Genomic DNA, 15,533 nt, shown 5'->3' with positions numbered 1-15,533 from the left:
CGTGGAGCTAAGGGGATTCGAACCCCTGACCCTCTCCATGCCATGGAGATGCGCTACCAGCTGCGCCATAGCCCCGTGTTGAGTTATGTGGTGAACAAGTTCGACTGTGTCGGCTTGTTTCGTGGAGCTAAGGGGATTCGAACCCCTGACCCTCTCCATGCCATGGAGATGCGCTACCAGCTGCGCCATAGCCCCGTGTTCAATTGTTTGGCTTGCTTTTTGAGCCTCGTATACATTACGACGACATGCGGATTCCGGCAAATACGGCGTGTCGCGTGTGTGTCGCACACATGAACCGCAGTGCCGGAATCCTTTGTTTCCGGGCTTTTCCCAAGCCTTTCCTAGCGTTCGCGCTCCCATTCGGGGGTATCGGCGACGGCGGGACCGTGGTTGTAGTCCGTCAGTCGCCAACGTACTGAACCGTCCGGCAGATCCATCGGATCGAGTCGGACCCAGTGCGCGTTGCGCATCGCCGTGAACGTCGAGAACGTGGGATCGACCTCGTTCACCCCAAGCAGGGTCTGCAGGGTCTGAGCGATCCATGCCCCGTGCGAGAAGACGAACAGGTCGGTGTCGTCCCCGGCGAGCGTGGACCAGTAGGAGAGCGCCTCGACGCCTCGGGAACCCACGTGCTCCTTGGGTTCGGCGCCGTACTTGAGTTCACCGCCCTGATGCAGCCTCCACGAGCGGAAGTCCTCGGGGTAGCGTTCGGCCAGTTCGGCCACGGCATGGCCGTCCCAGTCTCCGAAGCTGCGTTCGCGCACGCGCGTGTCGTCATGCACCTCGACTCCCGCCTCGACGCCACCGAGCACGTCGGCGAACGCCTGCGCGGTGGCGTGGGCGCGGGAGAGATCGGAGCATACGATCAGTCTGCTGCTCGTCTCGGGACGCTGATCGACATACACGGCCTTGAGCCATGCGGCGGTCTGGGCCACCTGCCAGCGACCCACGGCGTCCAGCGGGATGTCGACCTGTCCCTGCAGCTTGTGCGCCGCGTTGTAGGAGGTGCGCCCATGACGCACCAGGAAGATGGAACGGACGTGTTTCATCGTTCCACGCTTTCCACCGCAATGTTCTCCGGATGCGCGCTCTCAGGATGCTCGAGTTCGAGATCGATCTGCGGACAGTCGCGCCACAGGCGTTCGAGACCGTAGAACTCGCGCGACTCCTCGTGCATGACGTGGATCACGTAGTCGCCGTAGTCGAGCAGCACCCACTGGCCTTCGGTCAGTCCCTCACGCTCGCGCGGGCTGCGTCCGCCGCACTTGACGTACAGGTCCTTTTCGATCTCCTCGGCCACGGCGAGCACCTGGCGTTCGTTGGACGCGCCGGCGATCATCATGATGTCGGTGATGCCCAGAGGGCCGGTCACGTCGAAGGCGACGATGTCGGTGGCCTTGACTCGGTCGGCCGCCTGGGCGGCGATGCGGATGTCGTCGATGGATGACTGCAATGCGGGCATGGATCTCCTCTATGCGGTTGTATGTCTATGCGGTTATGTCGGTTATGTCGGTTATGTCGTATGTTGGTGCGTTCGCGTACGTGTGCGTACGCGAACGGGCTGCGGCTCAGCGCTCCCAGGCGGGCTTCCAGCCCTCGACGTTGTGCTGCGTGTTCTCGGAGTAGACCATCGTGTCGTCGGGCACGGGATGACGGACGACGGATCCGGCGCCGGTGGTCACGTTGTCGCCGACCTCGACGGGGGCCACGAACAGGTTGCCGGCGCCGACGTGGCATCCGGCCCCGATGTGCGTCTTGTTCTTGTGCACGCCATCGTAGTTGGCGGTGATGGTGCCGCCGCCGATGTTGGTGTGGTCGCCGAGCGTGGCGTCGCCCATGTAGCTCAGGTGCGGCACCTTGGTGCCGTTGCCGATGTGCGCCTTCTTCATCTCGACGAACGCGCCGGCCTTCGATTCCTCGCCCAGTTCGTTGCCGGGACGCAGGTACGTCCACGGTCCGATGTTCGCGGCGCGGCCGATGTGCGTCTCCTGCACGCGGGAGCGCTCGACGGTGGCCTCGGCATCGACGGTGGCGTCGATGAGCGTGGTGTACGGGCCGACCACGGCCTCCTCGCCGATGACGGTGTGGCCCTGCAGGAAGCATCCGGGCAGGATCACCGCGTCACGGCCGATCTCGACCTCGTCGTCGATCCACGTGGTCTCCGGGTCGAGGATCGTCACGCCGCCGCGCATCCACGCCTCGCACACGCGACGGTTGTGCGCCTTGGCGAGCGCGGCGAGCTGCACGCGGTCGTTCACACCCTCGACGCTCAGCGGGTCGGGTGCGGTGAACGCGCCGACCTTGCCGGCCGAACGGGCGGTCTCGAGCGCGTCGGTCAGGTAGAACTCGCCCTGCGCGTTGTTGGACTTGAGATCCGCGATGGCGCGCGTGAGCAGTTCGGCGTCGAACACGTACACGGACGTGTTCACCTCCTGCACGGCCAGTTCGCTGCGATTGGCGTCCTTCTGTTCGACGATGCGCAGCACGTTGCCGTCACGATCGCGGATGATGCGGCCATAGCCGGTCGGGTCGTCGAGCACGGTCGTCAGGACCGTGGCGCCGTTGCCGGATTCGGTGTGGAAGGCGACGAGACGTTCCAGCGTGGCGGCGTCGAGCAGCGGCATGTCGGAGGCGGCGATGAGCACCGGGCCGGTGATCGGGCCGTGCTCGGTCAGCTGCGCCATCGCGCACTGCACGGCACGACCGGTGCCGGGGATGTCGTCCTGGTTGACGATGGTGACCGACTCGTCGTACGACCGGGCCGCCGCGGCGACGCGGTCGGCCTGGAAGTGGACCACGACCGCGAGGGTTGCCGGATCGAGCGCCCTGACGGAGGCCATCACACGGTTGAGGAAGGTGCGTCCGGCGAAGGTGTGCAGCACCTTCGGCTTGTTGGAACGCATGCGGGTGCCTTCTCCCGCGGCGAGAACGATTGCGGCGGTCAATGCCGAGGATGCCATGAGTGTGTCGTTTCCCTTCACTGGCTGGTTTGATACTGATACATGGTGCTTATCCAAGCACCTAACAATAGACGGCCGACCGGATGAGTACCGGTCGGCCGTCCTGACGGTGTTCCCCCACCTGGATTCGAACCAAGACAAAGGGTTCCAAAGGCCCGTGTGCTGCCATTACACCATGGGGGAGCGGCGGGCGAACCCGCCAAGTGTTCATTTATACCATAAGGTCAGGCGAACAGGAAACCCTGACCGTGGTGTTCGGGGTACGTGTCGAACAGCTCGGCCACGGAACCATCCTCGAACACGGCGCGGATGGCGCCGGCCAGCAGCGGGGCGATGGACAGGACGGTCAGGCCGTCCCAGCGCTTCTCCTCCGGGATCGGCACGGTGTCGGTCAGCACGACCTCGCGGGCGCCGCACGACTTGAGTCGTTCAACGGCGGGACCGGAGAGCACGCCGTGCGTGGCGACGACGGTGACGGACCTGGCGCCGGCGTCCTTGAGCACGTTGCATGCGCCGACGATGGTGCCGGCCGTGTCGATGAGGTCGTCGACGAGCACGCAGTCCTTGCCCTTGACGTCGCCGACGACGCGGTTGGAGACGGCCTGGTTCGGACGGGTGATGTCACGCGTCTTGTGGACGAAGGCGAGGGGGCCGCCGCCGAGGCGCTGCGCCCACTGCTCGGCCACGCGGATGCGGCCGGCGTCGGGGGAGACGACCGCGACGTTGTCGAGGTGACCCTGGAAGCGGTCGCGGATGTAGTCGACGAGCACCGGCATGGCGATGAGATGATCGACCGGACCATCGAAGAAGCCCTGCGACTGCGCGGCATGCAGGTCGACCGACATGATGCGGTCGGCGCCGGCGGTCTTGAGCAGGTCGAAGACGAGACGGCAGGAGATGGGCTCGCGGCCGCGGTGCTTCTTGTCCTGCCGGGAGTAGCCCAGCATCGGGCATACGGCGGTGATGGAACGCGCGGATGCACGCTTCAGGGCGTCGATCATGATGAGCTGTTCCATGATCGCCTTGTTGATCGGCTTGTAGTGGCTTTGCAGCACGAACACGTCGGCGCCGCGCACCGATTCGGTGTAGCGCACGTACATCTCGCCATTGGCGAAGTCATAGGCGGTGGTTTCCAACAGGTCGATGCCGAGCTGTTCGGCGACGTCCTGCGCAAGTTTCGGATGAACCCTTCCCGTAACGAGTATCAGGTTCTTGTCGGGCTTCCCTTCGAGGATTGCGCTCACCGTATCTCCCAAACGTCATTTGAAGTTTTCGCTTGCGTCATCCAAGTGTAGTGGCTCGCGCCGACCGGCCGCGCGCCGCCCTTGCGAGGGTCTCTCGTACGAAAAGGAGCGCCGCCCGGGGACGGACGGCGCTCCTTATGTTATTCATGCTGTTATTCATGCTTCAGTCGTTAGTGTTGTACGCATGACTTCAGCCGGTGGAAATCGTCCGATGCGTGCGGAGACCGCCGTTCCGAGGCCGAAGGCGTACAAAGGGTACGTCGAGTGCCGAGGAAAGGCGGTATACGCTCCATCGGACGATTTCCACCGTCACTCCCATTCGATGGTTGCCGGGGGCTTGGACGTGCAGTCCAGCACCACGCGGTTGATCTGGCGGCATTCGTTGGTGATGCGCGTGGAGATGGCGGCGAGCACGTCGTAGGGCAGACGCGACCAGTCGGCGGTCATGGCGTCCTCGGAGGAGACGGGGCGCAGGACGATGGGGGAGCCGTAGGTGCGTTCGTCGCCCTGGACGCCGACGGAGTGTACGTCGGCGAGGAGCACGACGGGGCACTGCCAGATGTCACGGTCGAGGCCGGCCTTGGTGAGCTCCTCGCGGGCGATGGCGTCGGCCTCGCGCAGCAGGTCGAGGCGCTCCCTGGTGATCTCACCGATGATGCGGATGCCGAGGCCCGGTCCGGGGAACGGCTGGCGCCAGACGATCTCGTCGGGCAGGCCGAGCTCGGTGCCGATGGCGCGCACCTCGTCCTTGAACAGGGTGCGCAGCGGCTCGATGAGCTGGAACTTGATGTCCTTGGGCAGGCCGCCGACGTTGTGGTGGCTCTTGATGTTGGCCGCGCCGTCGCCGCCGCCGGATTCGACGACGTCGGGGTAGAGGGTGCCCTGCACGAGGAACTTGACCTCCTTGCCTCGGGCGCCGGCCTCCTCGAGCACCTGACGCTGGGCCTTCTCGAAGGTGCGGATGAACTTCTCGCCGATGATCTTGCGCTTGCGCTCGGGTTCGGAGACGCCCTTGAGGGCCTCGAGGAAGTCGTCGGCGGCGTCGACGGTGATCAGGCGGATGCCGGTGGCCTCGACGAAGTCGTGCTTGACCTGCTCGACCTCGCCCTTCCTGAGCAGGCCGTGGTCGACGAACACGCAGGTGAGCTGGTCGCCGATGGCCTTGTGCACGAGGGCGGCCGCGACGGCGGAGTCGACGCCGCCGGACAGACCGCAGATGACCTCGGCGTCGCCGACCTGCTCGCGGATCCTCTTGACCTGGTCGTCGATGATGGAGGAGGCGTTCCAGTCGTCGGGAAGCCCGGCGCAGTCGTGCAGGAACGTCTCGATGAGCTCCTGACCGCGCGGGGTGTGCTTGACCTCGGGGTGCCACTGCACGCCGTAGAGTCCGCGTGAGCGATCCTCCATGGCGGCCACGGGGGCGCCCTCGGTGTGGGCGAGGACGTCGAAGCCCTGCGGGGCGGTCTTGACGGCGACGCCGTGGCTCATCCATGTGCTCTGTTCGGACGGGGAGCCGGCGAGGATGCCCTCCGCCCTGTCGATGACGGTCTCGGTCTTGCCGTATTCGCCGAGGGCCGCCTTGTCGACGTCGGCGCCGAGGGCGTAGGCCATGGCCTGGAAGCCGTAGCAGATGCCGAGCACCGGGACGCCGGCCTCGAACAGCTTCGGGTCGACGCGCGGGGCGCCGGGCTCGAACACGGAGGCCGGTCCTCCGGAGAGAATGATCGCCTTCGGATCCTTCGCCAGCATCTCGTCGACCGGCATCGAATGGGGCACGAGCTCGGAATATACATTGGCCTCACGCACGCGGCGGGCGATGAGCTGGGCGTACTGAGCTCCGAAGTCGACGACGAGCACAGGACCTGTTGCCATGGAAATTCCCCTAACGTTTATCGTGATGTAACTTGGGTGGTGTCACATTGATTATCCCTATCGAGCCAGACAAGGGTTAAAGGCGTAGTTTCTGTGCGAAAAACGCACAAACAACGTATGGGGATTCCGTCAACACGCCGATAGTGAACATGGCGAATCGAACGTCGGCTTTCGTTGCAAAATGGCGGATTGCCGCGATATTCCAACGTTTTCATTGCATGCCTGCGTTAAACCCATGCGCACAATCGATCGGCTAATTCACACAAAACCAGCAATTTTCGCAACATTTTCGAACACACCCGCAAGAAATCGTTCAAAAGTCGCGTTGTCCTCGTAACATGACTGGTGATTGGAAGCGGGAAACCGCGTAACCGCAAGGTTATGGAGGTCTCGCGACCGAAACAGAAATAATCAATCGCACATTACGTGCAGGAGTACAGGAGTACACATGACGAGTCCTGTTATTGGCACCCCTTGGAAGAAGCTGAACGCTCCGGTTTCCGAGGAAGCCCTCGAAGGCGTTGACAAGTACTGGCGCGCCGCCAACTACCTCTCCATCGGCCAGATCTACCTGCGTAGCAACCCGCTGATGAAGGAGCCCTTCACCCGCGAGGACGTCAAGCACCGTCTGGTCGGCCACTGGGGCACCACCCCGGGCCTGAACTTCCTGATCGGCCACATCAACCGCTTCATCGCCGACCACGGCCAGAACACCGTGATCATCATGGGCCCGGGCCACGGTGGCCCGGCCGGCACCTCGCAGTCCTACCTGGACGGCACCTACACCGAGACCTTCCCGAAGATCACCAAGGACGAGGCCGGTCTGCAGAAGTTCTTCCGCCAGTTCTCCTACCCGGGCGGCATCCCGTCCCACTTCGCTCCGGAGACCCCGGGCTCCATCCACGAGGGTGGCGAGCTGGGCTACGCCCTGTCTCACGCCTACGGCGCCATCATGGACAACCCGAGCCTGTTCGTCCCGGCCATCGTCGGCGACGGTGAGGCCGAGACCGGCCCGCTGGCCACCGGTTGGCAGTCCAACAAGCTCGTGAACCCGCGCACCGACGGTATCGTGCTGCCGATCCTGCACCTCAACGGCTACAAGATCGCCAACCCGACCATCCTGTCCCGCATCTCCGACGAGGAGCTCCACGAGTTCTTCCACGGCATGGGCTACGAGCCGTACGAGTTCGTCGCCGGCTTCGACGATGAGGACCACATGTCCATCCACCGTCGCTTCGCCGACCTGTGGGAGTCCATCTGGGACGAGATCTGCGACATCAAGGCGACCGCCCAGACCGACAACGTGCACCGTCCGTTCTACCCGATGCTGATCTTCCGCACCCCGAAGGGCTGGACCTGCCCGAAGTACATCGACGGCAAGAAGACCGAGGGCTCCTGGCGTTCCCACCAGGTGCCGCTGGCCTCCGCCCGCGACACCGAGGCCCACTTCGAGGTCCTCAAGAACTGGCTCGAGTCCTACAAGCCGGAGGAGCTGTTCGACGAGAACGGCGCCGTCAAGGAGGACGTCGTGTCCTTCATGCCGAAGGGCGAGCTGCGCATCGGCGCCAACCCGAACGCTAACGGTGGCGTCATCCGCGACGACCTGAAGCTGCCGAACATCGAGGACTACGCCGTCAAGGAAGTCGAGAAGTACGGCCACGGCTGGGGCCAGCTCGAGGCCACCCGTCGTCTGGGCGTCTACACCCGCGACATCATCAAGAACAACCCGCACGACTTCCGTATCTTCGGACCGGATGAGACCGCCTCCAACCGTCTGCAGGCCTCCTACGAGGTCACCAACAAGCAGTGGGACGCCGGCTACATCTCCGATGAGGTCGACGAGCACATGCACGTCTCCGGCCAGGTTGTCGAGCAGCTGTCCGAGCACCAGATGGAAGGCTTCCTCGAGGGCTACCTGCTGACCGGTCGTCACGGCATCTGGAGCTCCTACGAGTCCTTCGTCCACGTGATCGACTCCATGCTCAACCAGCACGCCAAGTGGCTTGAGGCTACCGTTCGTGAGATCCCGTGGCGCAAGCCGATCGCGTCCATGAACCTGCTGGTCTCCTCCCACGTCTGGCGTCAGGACCACAACGGCTTCTCGCACCAGGATCCGGGTGTCACCTCCCTGCTGCTGAACAAGTGCTTCCACAACGACCACGTCATCGGCATCTACTTTGCCACCGATGCGAACATGCTGCTGGCCATCGCCGAGAAGTGCTACAAGTCCACCAACAAGATCAACGCCATCATCGCCGGCAAGCAGCCGGCCGCCACTTGGCTGTCCCTCGACGAGGCTCGCGCCGAGCTCGAGAAGGGTGCCGCCGCTTGGGATTGGGCCTCCACCGCGAAGTCCAACGATGAGGCCGAGATCGTGCTTGCCGCGGCCGGCGATGTCCCGACTCAGGAGATCATGGCCGCCTCCGACAAGCTCAAGGAGCTGGGCATCAAGTTCAAGGTCGTCAACGTGGTTGATCTGCTCGCTCTGCAGTCCGCCAAGGAGAACGACGAGGCCCTGTCCGACGAGGAGTTCGCCGACATCTTCACCGCCGACAAGCCGGTCCTGTTCGCGTACCACTCCTACGCTCACGACGTGCGCGGCCTGATCTACGATCGCCCGAACCACGACAACTTCAACGTCCACGGCTACGAGGAGGAGGGCTCCACCACCACCCCGTACGACATGGTTCGCGTGAACGAGATCGACCGTTACGAGCTGACTGCTGAGGCTCTGCGCATGATCGACGCCGACAAGTACGCCGACAAGATCAACGAGCTCGAGGCCTTCCGCAACGAGGCCTTCCAGTTCGCCGTCGACCACGGCTACGATCACCCGGACTACACCGACTGGGTGTACTCCGGCCTGAACACCGCCGAGAAGGGCGCCGTCACCGCCACCGCTGCCACCGCCGGCGACAACGAGTGAGTCTGACTCCTCCATCTCGTTAGTGTTCTAACGCAAAAGGGGCTTGGGGATTTCCCCCAGGCCCCTTTTCGTATGCTTGATTTCCGCTAAGGAGCATCAAAGAATGCCTCGGCAGGATGAACTCCCACCGAGGCCTCGTGAAAGCGAGCGATTGCACTCGATCAGTTGGATCCGGTCGAACCCGAGGACGAGCCACTCGAGGAACCGGTACCAGTCGATCCGGTCGAGCTCGAGGTAGAGCCTGAAGCACCCGAGTCGGATCCGGTGGTGCCGGAGGATCCCGATCCGTTGGAACCGGACTCGCCTGACCCGGAACCGTTGGAGGAGGCTCCGCCGGATGTTCCGGTACCGGAGCCGTTCGAACCGGACGTGGATCCGGAGTCCGAGCTGTTGGATCCGGTGGAACCGGTAGAACCGGATGAGCTGCCGGAGCTCGAGTCGGTTTCGCTGCCGGTCGTGCCGTTCGTGGAATCGCTGGAATCCGTCGAATTCGAATCGGTCGTGGAATCGTTGCCGGAATCGCCGGAATCCGTGGACCCGGAATCCGTGCCCGGATGATCCTGAGGCAGGGAGGGAGCGGTCGACGTGCCGTCCGTATCCGTTTCGTTCTCGGTCGTCTGTGTCTGCGAAGTGGTCGGATGCACCACGTCACGTACGACGGTGTCGGTGCCGTTGCCGTTCGTGAACAGCAACACCAGACCGGCGGCGAAGGCCACACCGATCAGGCCGGAGACCACGGACACGATGATCGCCATGCGCTTGGGATCGATCCGGCGTTTGCGTGTGCGGCGAATCTCCTCGAGCGTAAAGGTGCTCGTCCTCGTGGCGGGCAAGCCTCGTCGATCCGCGGACAGCACATTCGAACTGACCTCGCGGGGAGCGCGAACGGCACCGGCCGCACCGGCGATGACGGTCGTGGCGTCCGATTCCGCAGCGTCGTCGTCCGTCGCCTTCGCGGCATCGATATCGGAGGCCGACGCGGAGGTCGGCGTCTGCTCCTTATCGGCATCGTCCGAGTCGTCGGACGAACCGGGGGTGATGGATTGGAGCTTCTCGCCGGAGGCGTCGAGCACGTTCTTGTAGATGTTCGCCGCGACGGTGGAGATGATGTAACTGGCTGCGGCACCAATCACCGAACCGCCGACGCCGATCTTCGCCGAGAGCAGGAACGACGTGACCGCGGCAAGGGATCCCGCAACAATCTGGGATATGGAAAGACCTTTGATAAACTTCATCACCCTTGAAGGTAACCGTTCTCGCCGCAAGATACCTGTGAAGCGCCATGATGACGCAAAACACACACAAGCATCGCCGAAATCTCCACAACCCGCGCGAGGACGGTCCGCCGTACCCGCAAGACGGCGTCAGTTGCGATGCAGCGAGTGTCGGGTCGGCCTGATCACCGACAGCAGTACGGCCGAGAAGATCAGTGCGAAACCGACCAGAGAACTCCATGTGATGCGCTCTCCCCAGAACAGCGCCGAGAACGAGACCGCGAACAGGCTTTCCGTGCACATGATGATCGAAGCCTGCGAGGGCGGCACATGCGCCAACCCGATGTTCTGCATGATCTGCGCGGACATCGTCGCACCGAGGAACAGGTACAGCACGCTCGCCAGCACCGACGGGGCGAGCCAGCCCGCATTCGGAGCGGGCTCGGTGCATACGGCGCCGACCATGAACAGGACGCCGGCGACGGCGAATTGGACGAACGTCACGGCGATCGGGTCGAATCGCTTCGCGTACACGCCGAGGCACGTGAGATTGAACGAGAAGATCACGGCGGTCGCGATCGTCAACCAGTCGCCGACCGACAGGGACAGGGACGTCCCGTTCTTCAGCGAGACGAAGGCGACGCCCGCGAGGCAGATCACGCCGGCGACCAGATTGACGGCCTTCGGTCGGACGCGGGAGACGATCCAGGTGGCGAACGGCGTCAGCACGCAGTACGCGGCCGTCAGGAACGCGCTGCGACCCGGATCGATGGTCTGCAGGCCGATCGTCTGCGTGACCATCGTGCCCCAGTAGGTCAGTCCCACCACCAGCGCCGGCACGATGATCGAGGGCTTCAGAGACGGAATGATGTGACGATGGAACAGCGCCAGCATGCACAGGCAGGCGCCGATCATGCGCAGGCCCATCAGCCACTGCGGGGGAATCGCCTCCATCGCGAATTTGGCCAGCAGGTAGCTGCCGCCCCATAGCGCGGCACAGGAGAGCAGCATCAGACGTGCGAGGTTCGGCGGGAAGGATCGCGACCAACGACTGCGCAGCGCACCGATTCGTGCCGACAGACCCATGAAGATGACCTCGCTTCCATTGCGTCTCGGTGTCGTCGATACATACGATACGGCCGGACGCCCCGGCGACATGCCTGAGGCGCAAAGGTGAACATACTCACAGCGGCTCGCGGCGGACGATGCGGGCGGCGCGGCGGACGAGTGGGTAGAGTGGAATCCGGATAACGATTCGCCGTGTCATGAAAGGATGTCACTATGGCAACGCTCACCGAAGAGATGAAGACCTTCATCGAGAACAACCTGGGCTGGATCTCCACCGTCTCCAAGGACGGCGAGCTCGATCTGGGCCCGAAGATGTCGCTGTTCGTGCTGGACGACAACCACATCGCCTACCACGAGCGTACCGCGGGCCAGGCCTACGAGAACCTCAAGAACGGCTCCCCGCTGGTCATCGCCTTCGCGAACCTGGAGAAGAAGCAGGGCTACCGCTTCCGCGGCACCGTGACCCTGCACTCCGATGACGCGATCTACGAGGAGCAGGTCAAGGTCGCCGAGGAGAAGGGCACCAAGAAGCCGGCGGTCATCCCGGTCCTCGAGATCACCGAGATCCAGAACCTCGCCTCCGGTCCCACCGCCGGCAAGACCATCGTCAAGGACTGAGACCGGCCCGTCCGGTCGGGCACGCTCCGGTTGCGGTCCCGTATCATTCCTGTCTGATGCCTGTGCGTCGCATGCGACTGCGATGCGCAGGCATCATCGTTTTCGGGGACGGTTTTCAGGGGAAGGCCGGTTTGTCGAGGTGTCGAGGTGATGAATGGGTTTTCCGATTCATCCTCATCCGTAAGAAACTATGCCTTGCGGCACCGGATGACGAGGTGACGGCCCAGATCATCCGTCGTCGCGAACAGGTAGGCGTTCCCGCCGTCCTTGAGCTTCAGTTTTTTGCGCAGTGCGGCCACCGGCATCGGGAAGTTGCGCACGGCTATGTTCGCATGCGTCAGATCGTCCAGCGCGGCCTTGAGCTCGCGCTTGTTCATCGTGGATACGCCCTCGACGGTGAACGACCGTCCGGGGAATCCGGCGACGGGTTCGGGCGCGACGAACAGATGACTGTTCGGTCCGATCATCTGCGCATCGAACGCCCGTGCAAGCGCGTCGAAGCATCCCGCCTTCATGATCGAGGCGTTCGGCTCGTACAGATAGCGCCATTCGTATCCATCAGGGGAGGTACGTGCGTCCGAACCTATAGGATCCGCCGCCTCGGACGGGGTGAAGGCGAAGAGCTGGGCGTCGTTTACGCACGTGACCCGCGGCGCGGCATGCATGCCGCGGTCGACGACGAGCAGCAGCTCCTTGCACTCGTTGCCGGTGGAGACGATATGCACCTCGGCCACGTGCCCTGCGAAATCGTCGACCGTCTTATGCCAGTCGAGCATCGGCGAGAGCTTGACCATCACCCGATGCGTCTTGGCGAGCAGACGATCCAGCATGTCCAGCACATCCGGCGTGCAGTCGGCGATCGCGTAGGTGCGCGCGCCGTGCGTATCACGTCTCGCCGGGTCGAGGAAGACGAGCGTCGACTCCGGCATCGCATCCAGATATCCCTCGGCGTGCGCGTTGACGATACGCGCATGGTCCAGCCCCAAGGCGGGCATGTTATGCTCGGCGATCGCGCACAGATGAGGCTGACGCTCCACATAGACCGCACGCTCGAACGCGCGTGCCATATACGAGAAGTCCACGCCGAACCCGCCGGTCAGATCGACCAGCGTCGAAGGGGAGGGGAAGCCGGAGACGTCTGCGGCAAGACGCCGGGCAATGCCCTCCTTGTACGTCGCCGTGAACTGCGACGAGCACTGCTCCATCGACAGATGCGGCGGATACCATACGTCGTCATGCGCCGCCCAATCAGGCAGCTTCGCACGCGCCGTCTGCCATCCGGCGATCTGCTCCAGCGCGAGCGTCAGGTCGACACCGTCCGGGTGTCCCGCGTGCAGCGCCAGATCGCGCACGTCCTCGTTGCGGTGCGCGGCGACGAACGCGCGCGTCTCATCGGAAATCATCACCATGCCATTGTACGAAAGGCGCCATGTGCATGGAGGCCATCGACGGAGAGCGGAGCGCGCCATCCGCGCGGCGCCGATGACCGGCGGATGTGGAACACTGAGATGAGACCCGTTGCGTACCCGGATGACAGCGAACGAAAGGTGTCGACGATGATCGAAGAAGTGGTGATGCTCAGGCACGGACGCACGAACTACAACCTGACCCGGCGTTTGCAGGGGCAGATCGACGTGCCGCTCGACATCGTCGGACAGTGGCAGGCCGACCAGACGGGACTTGCGCTCGCCGGCCGCTACTACTGGGCTAAGGTCAGCCGGCTCGCCGCGCAGCCCGAGCTGATCGCGCAGCCGGGACCGCAGGCGGCCGAACGCAGCAGCATCGACGAGTACCGTGATGCGCCCGCAGCCCGCAAACGCATGGTCGTGGTCAGCTCCGACCTGTTCCGCGCCTTGCAGACGGCCCACGCCTTCGCCGACATCCTGGGCCTCCAGGTCCATCCCGACGCGCGTCTGCGCGAACGCAGCTTCGGAGCGTGGGAGGGCATGACCAGAGAGCAGATCAAGGCGGTGGACGCCGCCGCATACGCCTCATGGAAGCACCATACGGGAGGCGAGCTCGCATACGGCGTCGAAAGCCGCAGGGCGCTGGGCGAACGCGGTGCGCGCGCGTTGCGGGAGATCCTCGCCGACCCGGCATACGCCGACGGAACCCCCACCACGCTGATGCTCGTCGGGCACGGGTCATGGATCATCGCCACGATCAGCGAACTGCTGGGCATCGACCCGGATGGGATGAACGCGCTCGGATCCATGCGCAACGCCTGCTGGAGCCGGCTCAAGGTGCGCTATACGGTCAACGGTGAGCCGGCGCCGGCACCGCTATGGGAGCTGGTGGAGCATAATCAGGCGCCGCAGATCGCGAATCTGGCCGATTGGGAGAACGGTCCCGACGAGTTGCGCGGACCCGGCATGCCCGCATGGAATCCGATCGTGTGGTGACGTGCACGGAGCACGTGGAATAATTCATGTCGAATTCAGAATTCTCCCGACGCCGCGGTGGCGCCGAACGTGACCGCGGACTAGACTTGACGAGGTTTTATAGCCGGCGATCGGCTCGACCGAGTACACGAACGCAAGTACACGAACGAACGTATCGAACATGCATTGGGTGCGGATTCGTCGCAGGCGGGAAAACGGAGATATCGACGCCGGGAGGCGCCGGTGCGGCGAGGCGTGGCACACGGAAGGCGGGTGAGAAGACGATGTTGAGGATGTTCAGCACCATTAATGGTCAGGTGGAGCGTATCGACAAACCCGAGAACGGTTCATGGCTGTGCCTGAGCGAGCCCACCGACGTCGAACTGGCCACCGTCGCCTCCGAAACCGGCGTGGATCTGGCCGACCTGCGCGCCCCTCTGGATGACGAGGAACGTTCCCGCGTCGACGTCGAGGACGACTACACGATGGTCATCGTCGACATCCCGACCGTCGAGGAACGCGGCGGACGCGACTGGTACGAGACGATCCCGTTGTCGATCATCGTCACCGAGCATCTCATCATCACCGTATGCATGCAGGACACCCCGGTGCTCCACCCGTTCATGGAGGGCACGATCCGCGGATTCAACACGTACATGCACTCCCGCTTCATCCTGCAGATCCTCTACCGCAACGCCACCATGTACCTGCGGTACCTGCGCATCATCGACCGCGAAAGCGACAAGCTCGAACTGAAGCTGCGCCATTCGATGCAGAACCGCGAGATCATGATGCTCATGGAACTGTCCAAGACCTTGGTCTACTTCACCACCTCCCTCAAATCGAACGAGATCGTGATGGAGAAGCTCAACACGCTGCAGCGCATCAAGCAGTATCCGGACGACGAGGATCTGCTCGACGACGTCATCACCGAGAACAAGCAGGCCATCGAGATGGCCAACATCTACAGCGGCGTTCTTGCGAACATGACCGACGCGTTCGCCTCGATCGTGTCCAACAACCTGAACAACGTGATGCGCATCTTCACGATCATCTCGATCACGCTGTCCATTCCGACGCTGATCTTCTCGATGTACGGCATGAACTTCGTGCCCGGCCAGCTGGGCATGCCCTTCACCGACAAGACCTGGGGATTCGCGCTCATCATCGTCATCTCCATCATCCTGTCGCTGGTGGTCACCTGGTTCCTCACCCGCTCCCGCATGTTCAAGTGACGTGATCGGGTGACG

12 protein-coding genes and 3 tRNA genes are annotated in these 15,533 nt (G+C 63.5%); 4 read left to right on the top strand and 11 right to left on the bottom strand.

Annotated elements, in window-relative coordinates; genetic code table 11:
- Positions 1-2: 2 nt before the first annotated feature.
- From EMB92_RS02690 to guaA, 8 genes are all read right to left on the bottom strand, one after another.
- Positions 3-75: transfer RNA gene (locus EMB92_RS02690), tRNA-Ala, on the bottom strand.
- Between the two features lie 47 nt (positions 76-122).
- Positions 123-195: transfer RNA gene (locus EMB92_RS02685), tRNA-Ala, on the bottom strand.
- Positions 196-341: 146 nt separating this feature from the next.
- Positions 342-1,049: a histidine phosphatase family protein gene (locus EMB92_RS02680; protein WP_043167675.1), complete on the bottom strand. Its 708-nt coding sequence runs from the start codon at positions 1,047-1,049 to the stop codon at positions 342-344.
- On the bottom strand, positions 1,046-1,462 hold the full coding sequence (rsfS, locus tag EMB92_RS02675; protein WP_107044511.1) for a ribosome silencing factor: 417 nt from the start codon (positions 1,460-1,462) through the stop codon (positions 1,046-1,048). The genes EMB92_RS02680 and rsfS overlap by 4 nt, the downstream gene beginning before the upstream one ends.
- Positions 1,463-1,568: 106 nt before the next feature.
- A complete protein-coding gene (glmU, locus tag EMB92_RS02670) occupies positions 1,569-2,960 on the bottom strand; it encodes a bifunctional UDP-N-acetylglucosamine diphosphorylase/glucosamine-1-phosphate N-acetyltransferase GlmU (protein ID WP_043167679.1) in 1,392 nt (463 codons plus the stop codon).
- Between the two features lie 112 nt (positions 2,961-3,072).
- A tRNA-Gln gene (locus tag EMB92_RS02665) sits at positions 3,073-3,143 on the bottom strand.
- Between the two features lie 41 nt (positions 3,144-3,184).
- Positions 3,185-4,204: a ribose-phosphate diphosphokinase gene (locus tag EMB92_RS02660; RefSeq protein WP_043167681.1), complete on the bottom strand. Its 1,020-nt coding sequence runs from the start codon at positions 4,202-4,204 to the stop codon at positions 3,185-3,187.
- A gap of 309 nt (positions 4,205-4,513) precedes the next feature.
- Positions 4,514-6,076, bottom strand: coding sequence for a glutamine-hydrolyzing GMP synthase (gene guaA / locus EMB92_RS02655; protein WP_150393688.1), 1,563 nt, complete (start codon positions 6,074-6,076; stop codon positions 4,514-4,516).
- Positions 6,077-6,524: 448 nt separating this feature from the next.
- Here guaA and EMB92_RS02650 point away from each other — a divergent pair, with 448 nt between their 5' ends.
- Positions 6,525-9,002 (top strand): phosphoketolase, encoded by a 2,478-nt coding sequence (locus tag EMB92_RS02650; protein ID WP_150393687.1) that lies wholly within the window; start codon positions 6,525-6,527, stop codon positions 9,000-9,002.
- Positions 9,003-9,163: 161 nt separating this feature from the next.
- Here the strand turns inward: EMB92_RS02650 and EMB92_RS02645 are convergent, their stop codons facing one another.
- Together EMB92_RS02645 and EMB92_RS02640 are read right to left on the bottom strand one after the other, a co-directional pair.
- On the bottom strand, positions 9,164-10,237 hold the full coding sequence (locus EMB92_RS02645) for a hypothetical protein (RefSeq protein WP_223847528.1): 1,074 nt from the start codon (positions 10,235-10,237) through the stop codon (positions 9,164-9,166).
- A 129-nt stretch (positions 10,238-10,366) separates the two neighbouring features.
- The gene (locus tag EMB92_RS02640; protein ID WP_150393685.1) at positions 10,367-11,302 is read right to left on the bottom strand and encodes a DMT family transporter; all 936 of its coding nucleotides are present in this window, start codon (positions 11,300-11,302) and stop codon (positions 10,367-10,369) included.
- 195 nt (positions 11,303-11,497) lie between these two features.
- On the opposite strand from EMB92_RS02640, the gene EMB92_RS02635 reads away from it, so the two are divergent.
- Positions 11,498-11,902: a pyridoxamine 5'-phosphate oxidase family protein gene (locus EMB92_RS02635; protein ID WP_043167686.1), complete on the top strand. Its 405-nt coding sequence runs from the start codon at positions 11,498-11,500 to the stop codon at positions 11,900-11,902.
- A 188-nt stretch (positions 11,903-12,090) separates the two neighbouring features.
- On the opposite strand, the gene EMB92_RS02630 is transcribed toward EMB92_RS02635, so the two are convergent.
- On the bottom strand, positions 12,091-13,308 hold the full coding sequence (locus tag EMB92_RS02630) for a THUMP-like domain-containing protein (protein ID WP_150393684.1): 1,218 nt from the start codon (positions 13,306-13,308) through the stop codon (positions 12,091-12,093).
- Between the two features lie 150 nt (positions 13,309-13,458).
- On the opposite strand from EMB92_RS02630, the gene EMB92_RS02625 reads away from it, so the two are divergent.
- Both EMB92_RS02625 and EMB92_RS02620 read left to right on the top strand, forming a co-directional pair.
- A complete protein-coding gene (locus EMB92_RS02625; RefSeq protein ID WP_150393683.1) occupies positions 13,459-14,304 on the top strand; it encodes a histidine phosphatase family protein in 846 nt (281 codons plus the stop codon).
- Between the two features lie 263 nt (positions 14,305-14,567).
- A complete protein-coding gene (locus EMB92_RS02620) occupies positions 14,568-15,518 on the top strand; it encodes a magnesium transporter CorA family protein (protein WP_150393682.1) in 951 nt (316 codons plus the stop codon).
- Positions 15,519-15,533: the final 15 nt, after the last annotated feature.

It is taken from the genome of Bifidobacterium callitrichos, from assembly GCF_008698085.1.
Lineage (GTDB): Bacteria > Actinomycetota > Actinomycetes > Actinomycetales > Bifidobacteriaceae > Bifidobacterium > Bifidobacterium callitrichos.
Note: the sequence above shows the minus strand (reverse complement) of the source record. Positions and strands in the feature narration are given on the sequence as shown.

Bases quoted from the DNA above. Each gene is read 5' to 3' on its own strand.
- glmU (WP_043167679.1), bottom strand. From the start codon at position 2,960: ATGGCATCCTCGGCATTGACCGCCGCAATCGTTCTCGCCGCGGGAGAA.
- EMB92_RS02680 (WP_043167675.1), bottom strand. From the start codon at position 1,049: ATGAAACACGTCCGTTCCATCTTCCTGGTGCGTCATGGGCGCACCTCC.
- EMB92_RS02625 (WP_150393683.1), top strand. From the start codon at position 13,459: ATGATCGAAGAAGTGGTGATGCTCAGGCACGGACGCACGAACTACAAC.
- EMB92_RS02635 (WP_043167686.1), top strand. From the start codon at position 11,498: ATGGCAACGCTCACCGAAGAGATGAAGACCTTCATCGAGAACAACCTG.
- EMB92_RS02620 (WP_150393682.1), top strand. From the start codon at position 14,568: ATGTTGAGGATGTTCAGCACCATTAATGGTCAGGTGGAGCGTATCGAC.
- EMB92_RS02650 (WP_150393687.1), top strand. From the start codon at position 6,525: ATGACGAGTCCTGTTATTGGCACCCCTTGGAAGAAGCTGAACGCTCCG.
- EMB92_RS02640 (WP_150393685.1), bottom strand. From the start codon at position 11,302: ATGGGTCTGTCGGCACGAATCGGTGCGCTGCGCAGTCGTTGGTCGCGA.
- EMB92_RS02645 (WP_223847528.1), bottom strand. From the start codon at position 10,237: ATGAAGTTTATCAAAGGTCTTTCCATATCCCAGATTGTTGCGGGATCC.
- guaA (WP_150393688.1), bottom strand. From the start codon at position 6,076: ATGGCAACAGGTCCTGTGCTCGTCGTCGACTTCGGAGCTCAGTACGCC.
- rsfS (WP_107044511.1), bottom strand. From the start codon at position 1,462: ATGCCCGCATTGCAGTCATCCATCGACGACATCCGCATCGCCGCCCAG.